Below are 16,041 nucleotides of genomic sequence, written 5' to 3'. Positions count from 1 at the left end.
GGAAAGCGGTGAGGCCCCCGCACCACGTGCGGGGGCCTCACGCTGTGAGCGCCCCTCAGGAGGCTGCGGTGAGCGCCTGCCCGTCCGCGAGCCGCCGTCCAGGTGGGCGGGAGCGCGCCGACTGGTCGAAGGTCCGCAGCTGCGGGTTCACCACAGACTCGGCCGCGAGCACGACGAACTGCTTGACGCTCAGCTCGCACTCGATGCGCCGCCGGTAGCCACGGCTCGCGCGCGCCACCGGCTCGTCGTCGAGCAGCAGCGTCCAGCGCCACAGCCCGTCGTCGACGCCGCAGGCCAGCGCCCGCTCCAGTCGCTCGAGGCCCGCGAGGAGCACCCTGATCGAGGTGACGGCCCCGATCGCGTCGGCGAAGAACTCCGCGCTGCGCCCGAGGTCGCGGTGGTTGGCCGTGATCAGCCGCCACCGGACGTCACCTGTCGACGGGCCCCCGCTCCCGCGCGTGTACACCTGGAACTGTGCCCCAGCCATCGTTCTGACAACCCTCCCCTACCGACCCGTCCGGCACTGGCGACGTGCGGAGGGACCAACGGCTGGACCTTCTCGCGGCTGGTGCATCCGGCGGAACCATGTGGGGCCAGCAACAGACGAACGGCGGGTTAACCCATCGGTTCGGCGGCGCCGACGGTCTGCTCGTTGAGCGGTATCGAGCGCGCCACGAGCGGGAAGACCCACTCGAAGCACACAGCCACGAGCGCTACGACCAGTGCCACGACGACCAGGCCGCGCAGCCAGGTGGGGCCCGGGAGCCGGTGCCAGAGGGCGGCGATCACAGCTGGCCTCCTGCCGAGGAGTACCACTGACGCGGGTCCCACTGCTCCCGCGGCACGGCTGCCTCGAGCCGGCCGTGGACGATCCACCGCCAGGTGGAGGCGTACTTCGGGTGGCAGGCCGTCAGGGTGATGGACGCGACGGTCGGCCTGGCTCCGGGCCTCTCCGGCACCGGGGCGATCGCGGCGATGTGGCTCGGGTCGACGATGGTGTGCTTGCCCATCGTGTAGACGTAGTAGGTCGTCGCGGTCTCGATGATGACGCGGTCCCCCGGCAGCACGCGCTCGATGTCGCGGAACGGGCCGCCGTACGTCATCCGGTGGCCGGCGAGGGCGAAGTTGCCCACTTGGCCGGGCCACGCGGTCCCGCGGTAGTGGCCGATGCCCTGCTCGAGGTCACTGCGCTTGGTCCCCTCGACGACGGGGACGGCATAGTCGGGGCCGAGTCGGGGGATGCGGACGATGGCGTACACCGTGCCCTCGGGGGGCGCCTCGACGCTTCGGGCCACGACGGGGATCCGGGCCACATGGCCCTTGCCCGACGGCACGGGCGGAGCGGTCTGGCCCGGCAGGCGCGGCGCGGCACCGTCCTTGAACTCGCCCTCGAGCTGCTGCACCGACCGCTGGTGCGCGGCACCCGCGTCGACATCGGTCCACCAGACCTGCCAGACGGCATACAGCAGCACGAGCACCCCGAGCGCGACGAGGCTCTCACCTGCGAGCCCCAGGTACCGCCGGCCCGTGCGCCGGCGCGGCCGGTCGGGCCCGCGCGCTGCCCGCGCCGAGGTCAGCGGGTCGGCCGGCGGGCCGTCCGCATCTGAGCGCGCTGGAGTAACGGTCGACATGTGTTCCCTCTCTGCCGATGTCTGCAACGGGACGGGTCGCGGGGTGTGGAGGGTTGTGGTCGCCCGGACCGCTCAAACCATCCACAACCGGCTAGCGCGTAGCCCGCCGCGCCGGAGGCGGACGGCCACGACGGCCAGCCCGACCAGCACCGCGAGGAGCAGGAGCAGCGTCCAGGGCACCGCCCACCCGGTCGCCGACGTGTCGATTGGCGCGAGCGGTGCGGTCGACCCGGCCGGGTCGGTGAGCAAGGGCGTCAGGGTCACCGTCGCGGTTGCGCCGACGGACGGGACCACACCCTGGACGGGCACGGTGACGGGCCACGTCTCACCGGGCAGGAGCGCCGGAGAGTCGGGGACCGCACTGCCGCGAACCGGCCACTGCCCGAGCAGGCCGGCGATACCGACGGACTGCCGTGCGCGGAGCACCGCGTTCCCGGTGTTGCGGATCGTGTAGGTGACGACGGCGCTGCCCTTGCCGAACGGGTTCGCGGTGCCGGCGTAGGCCACGTTCAGGTCCTCGGTCGCGAGGCGCGGCTCGAAGGCGCCGCCGACGCGCAGCTGGATGCGCAGGCCGACCCGGCGCTCGACGTCCGGGCCGCCGGAGCCCTCTGAGCTCGGCTGAGTGCGCGAGGCGACGATCCCGCCGAGGTGGTCACCCGCCCGGGCGTCCTTCGGGACCGCGAGAGTGAACGGGACCGTGACGGACGATCCCGGCTCGACGGTCACCGCCGACCTGGCGGGAGTCACCCAGGCGCCGATGCTCTTCGACGCCGTGCCCTCGGCGCGCAGGTCGAGGTCGCCGGCCGACGTGGTGTAGCCGTCAGCGGCATACAGTCTCAGGCTGATCGGGGTGCCGCCCTGGTTGCTCACGACGATCGCGTCCTCGAGCCGCCCTCCGGGGTTGGCGACGTACGCATAGTTCCGCCGGGCGCTGCCGAAGTGGTTCGACGCCGTCGCGACCGTCCACGTCGCGGCCCCGTCGGCCGTCGCCGTAGCGCGGCCTGCGGCGGTCGCTGCGAGGCCACCACCGGCGATGCCGCTCAGGGCGAGCGCCAGGGTGAGCGCCACGGTGAGCGCCACGGTGAGCGCCACGGTGAGCGCCACGGTGAGCGCCACGGTGAGCACCGGTCGGAGGAGGGCCGATTCGCGGCCGGCACCGACCATGGGTCGGGTGGATCGTGGGTGCATCCGGGCTCCTGGGAAGCGGATGTGCGCTGGTGGGTGACCGCACCTCGGGGCGGCCACCCACCAGTCACGCTGGGGTCTTGCTGAAGCGGTATGCCGTCAGCTCAGGGAGGTGACCGTCGTCGCGGCGCCCTGGCCCGAGGTCACCGACGCCGAGTCGTTCGGCCCGGCGGTCGGGATGTCGAGCGCGCCACGACCCCGGTAGGGGTGGATGACGACCTGGTCCTGGACCGAGCCGACGGGCAGGGCCGCGTTCACGCCCTTCTCCGGGCCGCACCAGGAGACCCGGCCGAGCTCGACCGCGGCGTTCGGGGCCGCGCACGTGCCACTGCGGACGTTCTGAACCGTGAGGGCGTTCTTGCCGACACTGACCTTGACGTAGGTGCGGACGTGCTCCTGGTTCTCCACCGAGTTCGCCCAGTGGCTGGACGGGTTCAGCGGGTCAGGGCCGAAGTCCGAGCCCGGGATCGGCGCCGTCAGGTCGTAGTACTTCGAGCCGGATGAGGAGTTGGCCGTCACGTAGATGACGCCACCGGGGCCTTCGGCCACCTGGGTCTGAGCGGGCTGCTCGTCCGGGTTGGCCTTCTGCCCGTTCTTGATGGCGTAGCTGCGCGAGTAGCTGTGGTCGTGGCCCTGGAGCACCAGGTCGACGCCGAGCTCGGAGAACGCCGTCGGGAAGTCGAGGCGGCGCTTCTTGTTGTCGGAGTCGTTGGCGTGGTCGGCCGGGGAGTAGATCGAGTGGTGGTAGACCAGCACGGTGTACTTGGCCTCGGCGCCGTGGGCGTTGACGACGTCGCGGATGTAGGCGACGTGGGCCTCGTCGCTGCCGTTGTTGTAGGCGTTGCTGTTGAGGTCGATGAACAGCACACCCTTGTAGATGTACCAGTAGTCACCGCCGGAGCGCGTCGCGGCGGCACCGTTGTAGAAGGGCGCGGACCGGTCGGTGTTCGGCGTCCAGAAGTGCTGCTCGTAGGCCCGGCCGCCCACGTCGTGGTTGCCGATCGTCGCCGCCCACGGGTAGGAGCGCAGCTCGTCGGGGGCGAGGAAGGTGTTCCACTGCGACTCGGTGTTCGCGGTCTCGACCTGGTCGCCGCCGGACACGAGGAGCTCGGCGTCCGGGTTGGCCTTCAGCGCGACGGAGAGGGTGTCGGCCCAGCCCTCGCCGTCCTTCGCGACGTTGCCCGAGGACCCGATCTGCGGGTCGCCGAAGAACAGGAAGTCGAAGGCGCCGGAGAAGGACTGGGTCTTGAAGGAGTACGCAGAGGACCAGGCGCCCTCGCTGCCGACCCGGTACGAGTAGGCAGTGTTCTGCTGCAGGCCGTCGATGGTGACGTGGCCGTTGTAGCCGCCGTTGACGGTGTTGGCCGCCACGACGGCCGGGATGGTGACGGCGTCGGCCGGGAACTCGCCGTTGACGACGTTCGCGGTCGGCGCGACCTGGACGCTCTTGGGACTGCCGTCCGTGGCGTACCACGACACGACGCGCTGGGACTCGCTGGCCCCGACGCCGAGCACGATGCCCGAGGTCGTGGACACGCCGTCGGCGTGAGCAGCGGTGGCGAAGAGCCCGGTGCCCAGGGCGGCCGAGCCGCCGAGCACCACGGCGACGCCGCAGGAAGCCAGCCGGCGCCGGGCGCCGTGCTGACCGTGCCTCAAACTGGAGAACTTCACAATGTCCGTCCGTTTCAGAGGGGATTGATGGCGGTCTCAGGTTTCTCAGGGCGGGTGTCCTCGCGGTGAACGACTGCAGCACGCGCAATGGCCCGCTGCGTAAGTCCTGCCGAGGCGAAGGGTCCGGCTCAGATCGAGAGCGCGCGCTGGGTGAACCAGACCAGACCCATCGCACACACCCCCGCCGCCGCGACGCCGGTGGCGCGCAGCCCCAGGACCGGTGCCCGGTCCCGGAGGAAGGCGAGGGCCGGGAAGACGGCGAGGATGATGCCGACCTGGACCGCCTCGATGCCGACGTTGAAGACGAGCAGCGACCAGAGCAGGGTCCACGACCAGGCCTGCTCGATCCCCAGCGCTGACGCGAAGCCGAGCCCGTGCACGAGGCCGAAGCAGAAGACGATGGCAAGCCGGGTCACTCCGACGCGGTCGAGACCGAGCCGTCCCAGCCGGACCTGCTCGAGGTCACGGCCACCGGCTCGGGGGCGCATCATGCGCCACAGCGGGACCGCCGCCACCACCGCGATCGACAGTGCGATGACAGGTTCGACCACGGCAGCCGGGACGTGGACTACGCCGAGCGCCGCGAGGATAAAGGTCACCGAGTGCGCAACTGTGAAAGTGGTTGCGGCAAAGACGATCTCGCGCAGACTGCGTGACCCGGCGATCAGCGCGACGAGGAACAGGATGTGGTCGAGCCCTCCGAGCAGATGCTCGGCACCAAGGCGGAAGAACGCCCAGAACCGCTCCGGGACGGACTGCGACGTCGTGAAGGTCCGCTGTTGGGCGTCGAGTGCCGCGCTGCCGCTGCGCAGGTCGAGGTCGTAGGTCACGATGGTCTTGGTGTCGCGGACGTAACCCTCGGTGTCGGGGAACAGCATGCTCGTCAGGTCGTGCGACACCGCGGACGGGTCGCACCGGTAGTCGAGGACCAGCCTGGCGTACGGCACGCTGTCACGCTGGGTCATCGTGACCGGCTCGAGCATCGACGCCGTGCATTGACCGGCCGAGGTCGAGACGCGGAATCCCTTTGAGACATAAGCGATCACGCTTGCCTTGTGCCTTTGAAGCGCAACGGCCTGCTCCGCGGCGTCGCCGTCCTCGAAGGCCGCGGTGCCGGCGCGGAAGAGGGCGTCGTCCCGCCCGGCGTCGGCGGCCGACACGACGAGCAGGTCGTACTCGAGCTCCATGCTCGCGCGCACCTGGCCCGCCGAGGGCGAGCCGAGATCGACGTATGCCGTCGAGGTGAACCCGTGGGCCGAGCTGGCTCCCGGGGTGAGCAGGAGCGCCGCCGCGGCGGCGACCAGGATGGCCACGACCCGGCATACGGGACGGCACACGGTGCGGCATACCGTGCGGTGCTCGGTGTGCGGTGCGATGCGGCGTGCGGTGCGGCGTGCGGTGCGGCTTCCCAGCGCTGCGAGCCGGCTCCAGGCGTTGGACACAGGTGCGCTCCTCAGTGGTCTGCGGACGAAATCTGCTCCCTCCACGCGAACGGCAGCGGGTGCGAAGGCGACATCACCGTGAACTGACGACGTCGCACCGCTTCTGGGTGTCTGCCGGCACCGCGGGATGAGGTAGGAAGTAGGCGCCCTCTCCCCCAGCTCGGACGGACCCCATGCCTGCTCAGCCTCGGCGCACGGTCGCCGCCCTGCTCGCGACCCTGGCTGCGGCGGCGTTGCTCGGAGGGTGCGGGCAGCAGGACGACTGGTCCGGGCCGCACGACGGGCCGACCGCGATCGGCTCGCTCGGTCCGGGTTTCGTGGACCCCTCGGCGCCCCCGTCACCCGAGGCGACGATCAGCCCGGAGCCGGGCTCCTGGGACGGGGTTCGGCCGGCGCCGGGCTACCGCGTGGTGCTGCTCAGGGCAGGGACGGACGCGCCGACCGCGACGACCGCCAAGGCGGTCACCGACTGGGCGCAGCAACAGGACGTCAGCCTGAAGACGATCACTGCCACGAGCGCGGACCACTACATCGGGAGCATCACGGGGGCCCTCGACCTGGCCCCGGACCTCGTCATCTGCGTCGGCAACGACCTCCTCGACGCGCTCGCGCTCGTGACGGCGAACCACCTGGACCAGCAGTTCCTCGTCGTCGGCGCGGAGCTGGCCGAGCCGACTGCCAACGTCACGGCTGCCAACTGGACGGGCGCCTCGTTCCGCGGCGAAGGACTCCACATGGCAACGTCATTCGACCCCGCGACCTTCACTCCGGAGCGGGTCTCGCGCGCGGTCCGTGCCGGTGTGGCCGCGGTGCTGCACGGGCGGACGGGCATCGTTATCCGCGTGAGCTGACCGACCGTTCGGGCGGCGTTTCGGGAGCGTCGAGCGCGTCGCCACCGCTGTTCTGCCGGCCGCGACCGAGGCGGACGTCACTGGTGATGACTGCCATCTGTCGATATGATGAATCCATCATGCCATTCAGCCGCAGCGAGCGCCCGCTCTACGAGGTGAAGGCGGGCTTGTTCAAGGGCCTGTCCCACCCGTTCCGCATCCGTGTCCTCGAGCTCCTCGCCGACGGTGACGAGCACAGCGTCGCCGAGCTCCAGGAGCGCACCGGCCTCGAGGCCTCGCACCTGTCGCAACACCTGTCCGTGCTGCGCCGCCATCGCCTCGTCGTGTCCGACCGTCGCGCCAGCCACGTCTACTACCGGATCGCCTACCCGGAGGTCGCCGAGCTGCTGGCCGTGGCCCGCCGCCTGCTCGTCGAGATCGTCACCAACGACAGTGCACGGCTGCGAGCCGTAGGGGCGCTGCCGGACATCTCCGTCCGGTGAGGCCCCTCGCCGCGCACCTGCGCAGCCTGCTCCCTGCGCGCCGCGACTACGCGGACCTGCCGAGGTCCTGGCGATCCGACCTGCTCGCCGGGTTCACCGTCGGCATCGTGGCGCTTCCCCTCGCACTGGGGTTCGGGATCTCCTCGGGTGCCGGCGCGGAGGCGGGCCTCGTCACGGCCGTCGTCGCCGGGCTCGTCGCGGCCGTCTTCGGCGGCTCGCACGTGCAGGTGTCCGGACCGACCGGAGCGATGGTCGTCGTCCTCGGCCCGATCGTGGCGACCAACGGGGTCGGCGCGGTCGCGCTCGTCAGCCTGCTGGCCGGCCTGGTCGTGCTCGCGGCCGGCCTGCTGAGGCTGGGCCGGGCCGTCTCCTTCATCCCCTGGCCTGTGATCGAGGGCTTCACGCTCGGGATCGCGGTCATCATCTTCCTGCAGCAGGTGCCGGTGCTCACCGGGCCGGGAGACCACGGTGCGTCGCACACGAATGTCGTTGTCGCTGCCGTCTCCTCACTGTTCTCGGCGGACGCGGTCTACCTGCTGTGGTCGCTCGGCGCGGTCGCGGTCGTCGCCGCGGCCATGATCCTGCTGCCCCGCTGGAAGGCCGCGCTGCCGGGGTCGCTCGTCGGGATCGTCGCGACGACCCTGCTGGTCCTGATCCTGCCGTCACCGCTGTCGACCATCGGCACGCTCCCGCACTCCCTGCCTGCGCCAGCGCTCCCGCCGTTCGACCCCGACACGGTCTCGCACCTGACGACCGCGGCGCTGACCGTGGCTGCCCTCGCGGCGATCGAGTCGCTGCTGTCCGCGCGGGTCGCCGCGTCGCTGGCCGACACCGGGGACTACGACCCCGACCGAGAGCTCGTCGGACAGGGCCTGGCCTCGATCGGGTCGGGGCTGTTCGGCGGTATGCCGGCCACCGGGGCCATCGCACGCACCGCAGTGAACGTCCGTTCCGGGGGCAGGACGCGCGTCGCGGCGATGACCCACGCCGTCGTGCTGCTGCTGGTCGTCCTGGTCGCCGCCGGACCCGTGGGCCACATCCCGCTCGCCGCGCTGTCGGGCGTCCTCATGGTGACCGCAGTGCGGATGGTCCACGTCGCCACCGCGCGGTCCGTGCTGCGCTCGACGCGAGCGGACGCCGCGGCATACGTCATCACCGCGATCGTCACCGTCTCCGTCGACCTCATCGTCGCGGTGGCCATCGGGATGGTCGTCGCCGGGTTCTTCGCGCTGCGCGGCCTGGCGCGCGCCACCGGGGTCGAGCGCGAGCCGCTCGCCGAGGACCCACAGCCGGGCGACGAGCACATCGCAGTCATCCGGCTCGACGGCCCCCTGTTCTTCGCCGCCGCGGACCGCGTGCTCGACGCCGTCACCGGGATCGAGGGCGTGTCGGTCGTGATCCTGCGTATGTCGCAGCTCGAGCTCGTCGACGCCACGGGCGCGCACGTCCTGTCGGAGATCGTGCACCGCCTGGAGGCGCGCGGGGTCACGGTGCTCATCAAGGGTGTCCGCGAGGGGCATGTCGAGCTGTTCCGCACCGTCGGGGTCCTCTCCGCGTTGCGACACGACAACCACCTGTTCGCCGACCTCGACGCTGCGATCGACCACGCCCGCAGCCACGTCAGGCGCCTTTCGCTCAGCACGGGGTCAACCGGCTGACGGCGACCCTGCCGGGCCGCTCCCAGAGCCCCGGGTATGCCGTCGGCCCCCTCAACTCCCCACCCGACGGCATACCCGGCTTGCCTGGGAGGTGGCACAATTCGCTGGCCCCGGTCCGTGCGCGCAGGCGAGCATGATGACGTGGTGAGTGATCGGACGCTGCCGCTGCAAGGCGGACTGCCGCCTACGACTGGCGCGGGCGCGACTGGCGCGGGCGCAGCCGTCGTGGAGATCGCGTGCGACGAGTCCGGCTTCTCGGGCACCAACCTGCTCGATGCGGCAACGCCGGTCTTCGCCCACGCCAGTGTCGATCTCAGCGTCGAGGAGGCCATCGAGCTCGTCGCGCGCCTGCGGTCCGGCTTCCGGTGGTCGCTGAAGGAGCTCAAGTCCGGGCAGCTGCTGCGGGGGCCGCGCGCGCCCGAGGCGCTCGAGTGGATGCTCGGCGAGCTCGACGGGCGGGCCCATGTCCAGCTCGTCGACAAGGAGTACTTCCTGGTCACGAGGCTCGTCGACCTGTTCCTGGCCGAGCCGTCCTACGCGGCCGGGACATCTCTCACCCAGGACGACCGCGCACCTGCCCTCGCCGTCTACCGGGCGACGCGCGGTGGCGGCGCCGAGTGGAGCGCGTTCCTCGAGGCGTTCGTCGAGCTGGTCCGGACCAAGCGGCGGCGCCAGCCCGATCGCGGCGTGGTGAAGCGCTTCTTCCAGGCGCGCGACGGGCTGGCCGGCGTCGGGCTCGGTGCCGAGGCCGACGACGTTCTCGGATCCCTGAGCCGCACGAGGGTGCGGGCGGTCGTGACGCGGCTGGCCCACGACGACCGGACGATCCCGCCACCGCTCGAGCCGCTGCTGCCGGCTCTCGCCGAGACGGTCCTGTTCTGGAGCGGCGGGCGGCGGCAGGTGCTGGTGATCCACGACGAGCAGAGTGCTCTCACGGCGGGGAGGCTGATGCGCCTGCAGCAGGTCCTCGCCGATGGCGCCGAGGCACCTGACGCCCACGCGAATGGAGCCAGGGCCTTGCCGCCGATGGTCTCGCCCTTGGCCGGGCTCGTGACCGTCGACTCACGCGACGACCCGCGCGTCCAGGTCGCTGACCTCCTCGCGGGCGTGGCCCGGAGGTCGCCGGGCAACGACGGCGACGGCCTCCTCCGGCGCTTCATCTCCCCCACATCGCTCCGCGACCCAGAGCGATGATCACGGCCCCACGTCCCGCAACACACCGAGCAGTCGCAAAGTTCGACGGTTATTTCCGTCGGAGTTCGCGACTGCTCGGTGTGTTGCGCGCAGGTCAGGTGGTCGAAGCGGACCTCGCTGCGGCCTCGACCTGCGACCGGTAGTCGGCCCACCACTGCTCGTCGTGGGGCTCCACGTTGAGGTTGTCCGCTCTCAACCCGGTGCGCCCGTCGAGCTGTTCGCGCAGGATGTCGGCGTGCCCGGCGTGCCGCGCGGTCTCGGTGAGGACATGCACGAGCATCGTGTGCAGCGTGACGTCCGGGCGAGGCCACCATGGCACGTGGCCCAGGGCATCGAGGTCGAGCGCGCCGATCGTCTCGTCGGCGTGCGCGATGGCCGAGCGGTAGGTCCCGATGATGTCCTCGCGGGTCTCCGCGGCCGTCGCCCACATGTCAGCGCCTTCCTGCGCGTCGTCGTCCCACCACGGCAGGTGCGGCACGAACGGGCGATCGAAGACCTGCCCGAAGTACCACGCCTCCACGACCGACAGGTGCTTGACGAGTCCGAGCAGGTTGGTCCCGGTGGGTGTCAGTGGTCTCCGGACGTCGTACTCAGACAGCCCCTCGGCTTTCCAGAGGACCGCTTCGCGCGCCTTGCCGAGGTAGTCGTGGAGCCGTTCCTTGTGGTCGTCGCTCATGCGACCCACCATGCCCCACGTGGAGATCGAGGTGTGAGGCAGGCGGTTCCAGACCTGTTGCGGGCGTGACCGTCCACCGGGGCTAGGGTCCCGTGCGTGGATTCCGAACACGCCCGCACCGCGTATGCCGCACGCGCCGACGAGTACGCCCAGCTGTTCGGCTTCATGGAAGCCACTGCCGCGGCTGACCGCTCGCGGGTCGAGACGTGGGCGGCAGGCGTCGACGGCCGGATCCTGGACGCCGGCTGCGGGCCCGGGCACCCTGCGGATCATTCGATCCACGCTCACCCCGGGCGGACTGCGACTGCTGGGACTCTTCGACGGGCCAGACCTGGTGCCGTTTGCCCACGCTGTGACCGAGGCGCACTTCTGGCCGGTCGAACGCATGGCCGAGATCCTCGAGCTGGTCGGTTTCGACGTCCTCGAGACCGAGCAGCGCGCCGACGTCGGAGCTCGTCCTCATGCGGCCATCAGCGCGCGTTCGCGATGACCTACGAGCACGACGGCGGGCGGGCGCCGCGGGCCGGCGCCGCAGGCCCAGGGTCGCTCAAGCTGGGCCATCCAGCCGACTGGGCAGGCGGCATACCACTGGTGTCTGCTGCTGGCAGACAGAATGGGGCTGTGCTGGGCGCGATGTGGGGCGTGAGTCCCGAGGAGACGAAGCTGACCTTCGCCTGCGACGACTTCGTCCGCGCACCGGCGCTGACGGCCTGGCGAGGGGTCTCCGTCGATGCGCCAGGAGCCGAGGTCTGGACGTGGGTGACGCAGGTGCGCGTGGCGCCCTACTCGTACGACTGGATCGACAACGGCAGGCGGCTGTCTCCTCGCGAGGTCCTAGGCCTCCCGGAGCCGGTGGTCGGTGAGTCCTTCACCGCGTCGGCCGGGCGGAAGCTGGGACGCATCGTGCACGTGGAGCAAGGCCGATCTCTCACGGGCCACATCCTCGGCGCGTACATGACCTATCTGCTCGCGCCGCAGGCCGACAGCAGGACTCGCTTGCTGCTGAAGGTTGTCATGGAGACGAATCCCGTTGTCGCACAGGCACTTTGCGTTGGCGACCTGGTGATGGCACGACGGCAGCTGCTCACCATCAAGCGCCTTGCCGAGCTGAGGCACATCTCGACCTGAGGCTCGCCGCGCTACACGTCTCCGACATCCCGGGGCGGTCAAGCCATCAGGCCGCCCCACGACCAACGGGGGATCTGCAGGCCGGCAGGGACGTCGTCTGCGGACTCGTGATACTGCGCCATGGTCGTCGTGGTCGCCCAGGCGAAGTAGTCGTGCAAGACGCCGCGAAGCGGATCGTCGGAGAGGCCGACATCGGCCAACGCTTCGTCGAAGCACGCGATCGCCCGCTCGTTCATCTCCTCATGAGGGCCGTTCCCACTGTGCAGCCGGACCACGAAGGTCTCGTCTCCGTAGGTGTCTGAGTACGTCGCCGGTCCACCGAGCGCCTCGGCCCAGTAGGAGGCGAGCCGCTCGGTGTGGTCCGGACGGAACCCATGGCTGAATGCGTGGCTGACCACCTCGTCGTCCATGACCCGCGCGTGCCATGCGTGCGCCAGCCGGACCATTCCCTCATGGCCGCCTGCGGCCTCGTACACCGACTCCATCACCCCAGGATGGCAGCCACCCCCGACACCGATGCCCGGAGCGCGCTGACCGTTCAGGGCGCCGGCGGGAGACGGCCCGATCGACCGCCACGAACTGTCGCACCAGGGCGAGCTGGGCCCACCGACGATGGTCGTGGCGGTCCGTCGGGCACCATCGTGATCCAAGCCCCGCTTGCGTCGCGCAACACGCTCGTGCGGCGAGAACGGCTCTCCCATCAGCGCCCAGCGGCGCCGCCGCTCGCGTATGCCGCTGCGAGCTCCGTCCGTGACCAGCAGCCGCGCGTGCGGACGATGCCGCCGGGGTCGCGTTCGCCAGTGCACGGACCCGCAGCAGGTCAGGCTTCGTACTCGTCGTGCCGGCGCAGCCAGAGCTGGAAGCCTTGCGCCTCGTCGCGCCCTTTCGGCACCCGGTCGAGCACGCCGTAGTAGGGCATGACGACCTCGAGCCCGCGGCCCGTGGTCCAGTAGGTCTGGTAGATGGTGCCGTCCTCGAGGGCGAAGACGCTGAACACCGGTGACTCACAGAGGTATTCCAGGATCGTCGTCCCCGTCGCCGCGGCGTTGCGCGCGACCACCCGTGGCATCGGGCTCCCGAGCCACCCCTGCACCTCTTCTGGAGCGAAGGCCGCCCGAAGATCGCGGTTGAAGTCGCTGCCGGCACTCGACGCCCAGGGGATCGACCAGCCCATCCGCTCTCGGTAGCTCGTCAGCCTCTCGATCGGGGCGGACGAGACGAGGAGCAGGGTCACGTCGTGTGCGTTGAGGTGCGTGACCAGCGGGTCGAGCGCGTCGGCGATGGAGGAGTTGACGGGGCATCCCGCCGAGTAGGCAGCGCCGAACATGAAGTGGTAGACGACCAGCTGCGAGCGCCCGTCGAAGAGCTCGGCGAGCGAGCGCGGTCCGTCGGCGGTGTCGAGGACGTAGTCCTTCTCGACGGCCACCCACGGCAGCTCGGCGCGCTGGCGCGCCAGCGTGTCGGCCGCCCGTGTGTGTTCCTTCTCCAGGCGAAGGAGCCCCTCGCGTGCCGCGTCCCACTGCTCTCGGCTGACGATGGTGTGCGCGTTCATGATGTATGCCGCCTTCTGGCCTCTGCGTCACCCGTTGCGACGCTCTACCGGTACAGACCAGGGACGAGCGGCGGAATCGTCGCGCGGCGAGCGAGCTGACGAGATCTCTTCACGGTCACCCCGCAAGAACGGTGGGCAGCCCCAGCGTCGCGAGATCGTCCGGGTCCGAGAAGGCCGTGATGCGTGCGATGCCGGCGTCGTCGAGCTCGAGCACCTGGAGGGCATGGAGCACGAGACCTTCACCGACACGCCGGTAGACGATGAGGGCGGGCTGGGCGTTCGCCCCGGTCGGGACCAGGCGGAGCTGGCCCGGTGCGCCGAGCAGGGAGCCCTGGACGAACTCGGTCACCACATCGCGCCCGGCGAACCACGTCAGGAACGGCGGCATCTCGAGGACGATGTCCTCGCGCAGCAGCTCCGCCATGGCACTCGCGTCTCCCGCCTCGACGGCCGCGGCGAACCTTTCCACGATGACTCTTCTGGCGGCGTCGACGGGCTCGGAGACCTGGTCACTGGCGACCCTCGACCGAGCCAGCTGCTCGCGTGCCCGCCGAAGCCCGCTGTTGACTGCCGTCGTCGTGGTCTCGAGCAGCTCGGCCACCTCGGCGGCCGGCATACCCAGCACGTCCCGCAGGATGAGGATGGCGCGCTGCCGCGCGGACAGCTGCTGCAGCGCGGCGACGAAGGCGAGCCGTATGCCGGCCCGGGCGGACGTGACGGCGGCCGGGTCCGACGGTGGCGCAGCGAGCAGCGCGTCCGGGAACGGTTGCAGCCAGGGGACCTCGGTGCCGAGCTCGAGCGGGGTCGAGGGGTCGTCGGCGGGCGCGCCCAGCCCGGACGGCAACGGCCGGCGGCCGCGCTTGCCGATGGCTGTCAGGCAGACGTTCGTCGCGATCCGGTAGAGCCAGGTCCGCTCGGTGGAGCGGCCCTCGAACCCGGCATACGCGCGCCAGGCGCGAAGGAAGGTCTCCTGCACGGCATCCTCGGCCTCGTCGACCGAGCCGAGCATCCGGTAGCAGTGCGCGAGCAGCTCGCGGCGGTGCCGGCCGACGAGCTCGTCGAAGACCTCTGGAACCTCTGCGGCCACGACGCCCGGCCCTTTCTCGGGTCCTTACAGAACCGCAGTAGACCACGTCGGATGCGGTCGCGCCACCGGACCGCTCGTGGTATGAACATGACCATGCAGAAATAGGCTCGAGTTCCGGCCCGCGTCATGGGACCGAAACATGATTGTTATGGTCCAGTCTGAGCCGTTAGGTATACAATGTGGTGAATAGCGGACGGGGGGAGGGCGATGTCGACCGAGCAGGCGGGGCATTCTGCATCTAGGGCTGCAGAAATCCGCAAGCTGACCGTGCGGGAGCTGTATGGCGAAGGCGCGCACGACCTCGAGAACCCCAAGGCCATCGGCCCGCGTTCCCGGTATGCCGTCCGGACCTATTCCGAATACCCCCACCGGCGGGCACGGCGTGAGCTGGCGTTCGGTCGCGAGGACCTCTACCCCGACCCCGAGCCCGAGTTCCGGGTGGACGTCCCGAGAGAGTTCGGGGACCTGCACCACCGCGCGCCGACCTACCATCGCGTCCGCATCAGCCAGGCCGTGCGGGACGGCAGCCCGATCGAGCCCAGACGGCGCAGCGGCCGGCTGGCCCTGGCGATGTCCGGCGTGCTGACGCTGTCGCTGCTCACGTGGACGGCGAGCTGCAACGAGGCGGTCAAGCAGCGGATCAACCAGGCGCTTTCCCTGCAGTCGGACTACCAGACCATGCCCACGCGCACGGAAGAGCCGCAGAGCCTGGCCAGCAACCCGGCGATCGCGCCCTTCCCGATCCCCAGCGTGCCTTCGGACCTCCCGCTGCAGGTCGACCCGCCCAAGCCGTCGGCGTCCCTGAAGCCGGTCGTGAAGTCGACGTCCGTCGCCAAGCCCAAGCAGCTCGCCTGCATCGACAAATGGGTGCTCGAGCGAATGGTCGGACAGCTGGTCATATTGCCGCTGGACGAGAATGGCATTTACGCCCTCGCCTCTGCAAAATCAAAAGCGGACCCGGTGCAGGCAAAAGCAACAACTATTCGGGTGATGCACGAGCTGCATATCGGCGGCATTCTTCTGACCAGTGGCACGCCGGCACAGAAAGCTGCCATCATCAAGGAGTTCTCAGCCCCCGGTGCATTTGAAGCTCCTTTGCTGATCGGTGATGTCGCAACCGACGACTGGTATGGCTTCAACAAGCCCACGCTCGTCACGTCTGCCGACATGGGCGCGCCGGCCCTGCCCGGCGACAAGCAGCTGACCATTGCTCAGAGGTTCGTGCTGGAGCTGAAGGCGGGGACGAACGCGCCGGTGTTCCTCACCGACACCGTCAACAAGAAGAGCCCGAAGACCGTCTACGACCAGGTGTTCGACATGCGCAGCACCGCGGTCCAGGCAGTGATGCACGCCCAGATCGACCCCACCGTGCTCACCGAGGAGGTCGCCGAGAACTTCATGGCTCGCGGCGACAAGGGCGCCGACCCGTGTGCGGTGAAGCTCAACAGATGACCTTCCCCGGCCAAACCGGCGAATAGCCCTGA

17 protein-coding genes are annotated in these 16,041 nt (G+C 70.3%); 7 read left to right on the top strand and 10 right to left on the bottom strand.

What is annotated here, in order from left to right:
- Nucleotides 1–55 precede the first annotated feature (55 nt).
- From ACWEOW_RS14655 to ACWEOW_RS14630, 6 genes are all read right to left on the bottom strand, one after another.
- Complete coding sequence (locus ACWEOW_RS14655) at nt 56–487, bottom strand: hypothetical protein (protein WP_452269944.1); 432 nt, start codon at nt 485–487, stop codon at nt 56–58.
- A gap of 128 nt (nt 488–615) precedes the next feature.
- Nucleotides 616–789, bottom strand: coding sequence for a hypothetical protein (locus ACWEOW_RS14650; protein WP_452269943.1), 174 nt, complete (start codon nt 787–789; stop codon nt 616–618).
- On the bottom strand, nt 786–1,631 hold the full coding sequence (locus ACWEOW_RS14645) for a class E sortase (protein WP_452269942.1): 846 nt from the start codon (nt 1,629–1,631) through the stop codon (nt 786–788). The genes ACWEOW_RS14650 and ACWEOW_RS14645 overlap by 4 nt, the downstream gene beginning before the upstream one ends.
- A 72-nt stretch (nt 1,632–1,703) precedes the next feature.
- Nucleotides 1,704–2,819: a WxL protein peptidoglycan domain-containing protein gene (locus ACWEOW_RS14640; RefSeq protein ID WP_452269941.1), complete on the bottom strand. Its 1,116-nt coding sequence runs from the start codon at nt 2,817–2,819 to the stop codon at nt 1,704–1,706.
- A 96-nt stretch (nt 2,820–2,915) separates the two neighbouring features.
- On the bottom strand, nt 2,916–4,487 hold the full coding sequence (locus ACWEOW_RS14635) for a fibronectin type III domain-containing protein (RefSeq protein ID WP_452269940.1): 1,572 nt from the start codon (nt 4,485–4,487) through the stop codon (nt 2,916–2,918).
- Nucleotides 4,488–4,615: 128 nt separating this feature from the next.
- Nucleotides 4,616–5,929 carry a HupE/UreJ family protein gene (locus tag ACWEOW_RS14630; protein ID WP_452269939.1) on the bottom strand — a complete coding sequence of 438 codons (1,314 nt, stop codon included), beginning with the start codon at nt 5,927–5,929 and terminating at the stop codon, nt 4,616–4,618.
- Between the two features lie 173 nt (nt 5,930–6,102).
- On the opposite strand from ACWEOW_RS14630, the gene ACWEOW_RS14625 reads away from it, so the two are divergent.
- The 4 genes from ACWEOW_RS14625 to ACWEOW_RS14610 all read left to right on the top strand — a co-directional run bounded on the left by ACWEOW_RS14625 (nt 6,103) and on the right by ACWEOW_RS14610 (nt 10,114).
- Nucleotides 6,103–6,780, top strand: a complete 678-nt coding sequence (locus ACWEOW_RS14625; protein ID WP_452269938.1) for a hypothetical protein — start codon at nt 6,103–6,105, stop codon at nt 6,778–6,780.
- A 119-nt stretch (nt 6,781–6,899) separates the two neighbouring features.
- The gene (locus ACWEOW_RS14620; protein WP_452269937.1) at nt 6,900–7,262 is read left to right on the top strand and encodes an ArsR/SmtB family transcription factor; all 363 of its coding nucleotides are present in this window, start codon (nt 6,900–6,902) and stop codon (nt 7,260–7,262) included.
- Nucleotides 7,259–8,920: a SulP family inorganic anion transporter gene (locus ACWEOW_RS14615; RefSeq protein WP_452269936.1), complete on the top strand. Its 1,662-nt coding sequence runs from the start codon at nt 7,259–7,261 to the stop codon at nt 8,918–8,920. The genes ACWEOW_RS14620 and ACWEOW_RS14615 overlap by 4 nt, the downstream gene beginning before the upstream one ends.
- 144 nt (nt 8,921–9,064) lie before the next feature.
- Nucleotides 9,065–10,114 (top strand): DUF3800 domain-containing protein, encoded by a 1,050-nt coding sequence (locus ACWEOW_RS14610; RefSeq protein ID WP_452269935.1) that lies wholly within the window; start codon nt 9,065–9,067, stop codon nt 10,112–10,114.
- Between the two features lie 94 nt (nt 10,115–10,208).
- Here the strand turns inward: ACWEOW_RS14610 and ACWEOW_RS14605 are convergent, their stop codons facing one another.
- Nucleotides 10,209–10,790, bottom strand: coding sequence for a DinB family protein (locus tag ACWEOW_RS14605; RefSeq protein WP_452269934.1), 582 nt, complete (start codon nt 10,788–10,790; stop codon nt 10,209–10,211).
- A 352-nt stretch (nt 10,791–11,142) separates the two neighbouring features.
- Between ACWEOW_RS14605 and ACWEOW_RS14600 the strand changes: the two genes are divergently transcribed.
- Together ACWEOW_RS14600 and ACWEOW_RS14595 are read left to right on the top strand one after the other, a co-directional pair.
- On the top strand, nt 11,143–11,280 hold the full coding sequence (locus ACWEOW_RS14600) for a hypothetical protein (RefSeq protein ID WP_452269933.1): 138 nt from the start codon (nt 11,143–11,145) through the stop codon (nt 11,278–11,280).
- Between the two features lie 131 nt (nt 11,281–11,411).
- The gene (locus tag ACWEOW_RS14595; protein ID WP_452269932.1) at nt 11,412–11,918 is read left to right on the top strand and encodes a hypothetical protein; all 507 of its coding nucleotides are present in this window, start codon (nt 11,412–11,414) and stop codon (nt 11,916–11,918) included.
- Between the two features lie 38 nt (nt 11,919–11,956).
- Here the strand turns inward: ACWEOW_RS14595 and ACWEOW_RS14590 are convergent, their stop codons facing one another.
- From ACWEOW_RS14590 to ACWEOW_RS14580, 3 genes are all read right to left on the bottom strand, one after another.
- Entirely contained in the window at nt 11,957–12,403 is a 447-nt protein-coding gene (locus ACWEOW_RS14590) for a group II truncated hemoglobin (protein WP_452269931.1), read from the bottom strand.
- Between the two features lie 335 nt (nt 12,404–12,738).
- Complete coding sequence (locus ACWEOW_RS14585; RefSeq protein WP_452269930.1) at nt 12,739–13,470, bottom strand: DUF899 domain-containing protein; 732 nt, start codon at nt 13,468–13,470, stop codon at nt 12,739–12,741.
- 115 nt (nt 13,471–13,585) lie between these two features.
- Nucleotides 13,586–14,557, bottom strand: coding sequence for a sigma-70 family RNA polymerase sigma factor (locus ACWEOW_RS14580; RefSeq protein WP_452269929.1), 972 nt, complete (start codon nt 14,555–14,557; stop codon nt 13,586–13,588).
- Nucleotides 14,558–14,764: 207 nt separating this feature from the next.
- On the opposite strand from ACWEOW_RS14580, the gene ACWEOW_RS14575 reads away from it, so the two are divergent.
- Nucleotides 14,765–16,009, top strand: coding sequence for a hypothetical protein (locus ACWEOW_RS14575; protein ID WP_452269928.1), 1,245 nt, complete (start codon nt 14,765–14,767; stop codon nt 16,007–16,009).
- Nucleotides 16,010–16,041 lie beyond the last annotated feature (32 nt).

The sequence above is a fragment of the Monashia sp. NPDC004114 genome, assembly GCF_053603855.1.
This window is presented reverse-complemented; position numbering and strand designations above follow the sequence as displayed.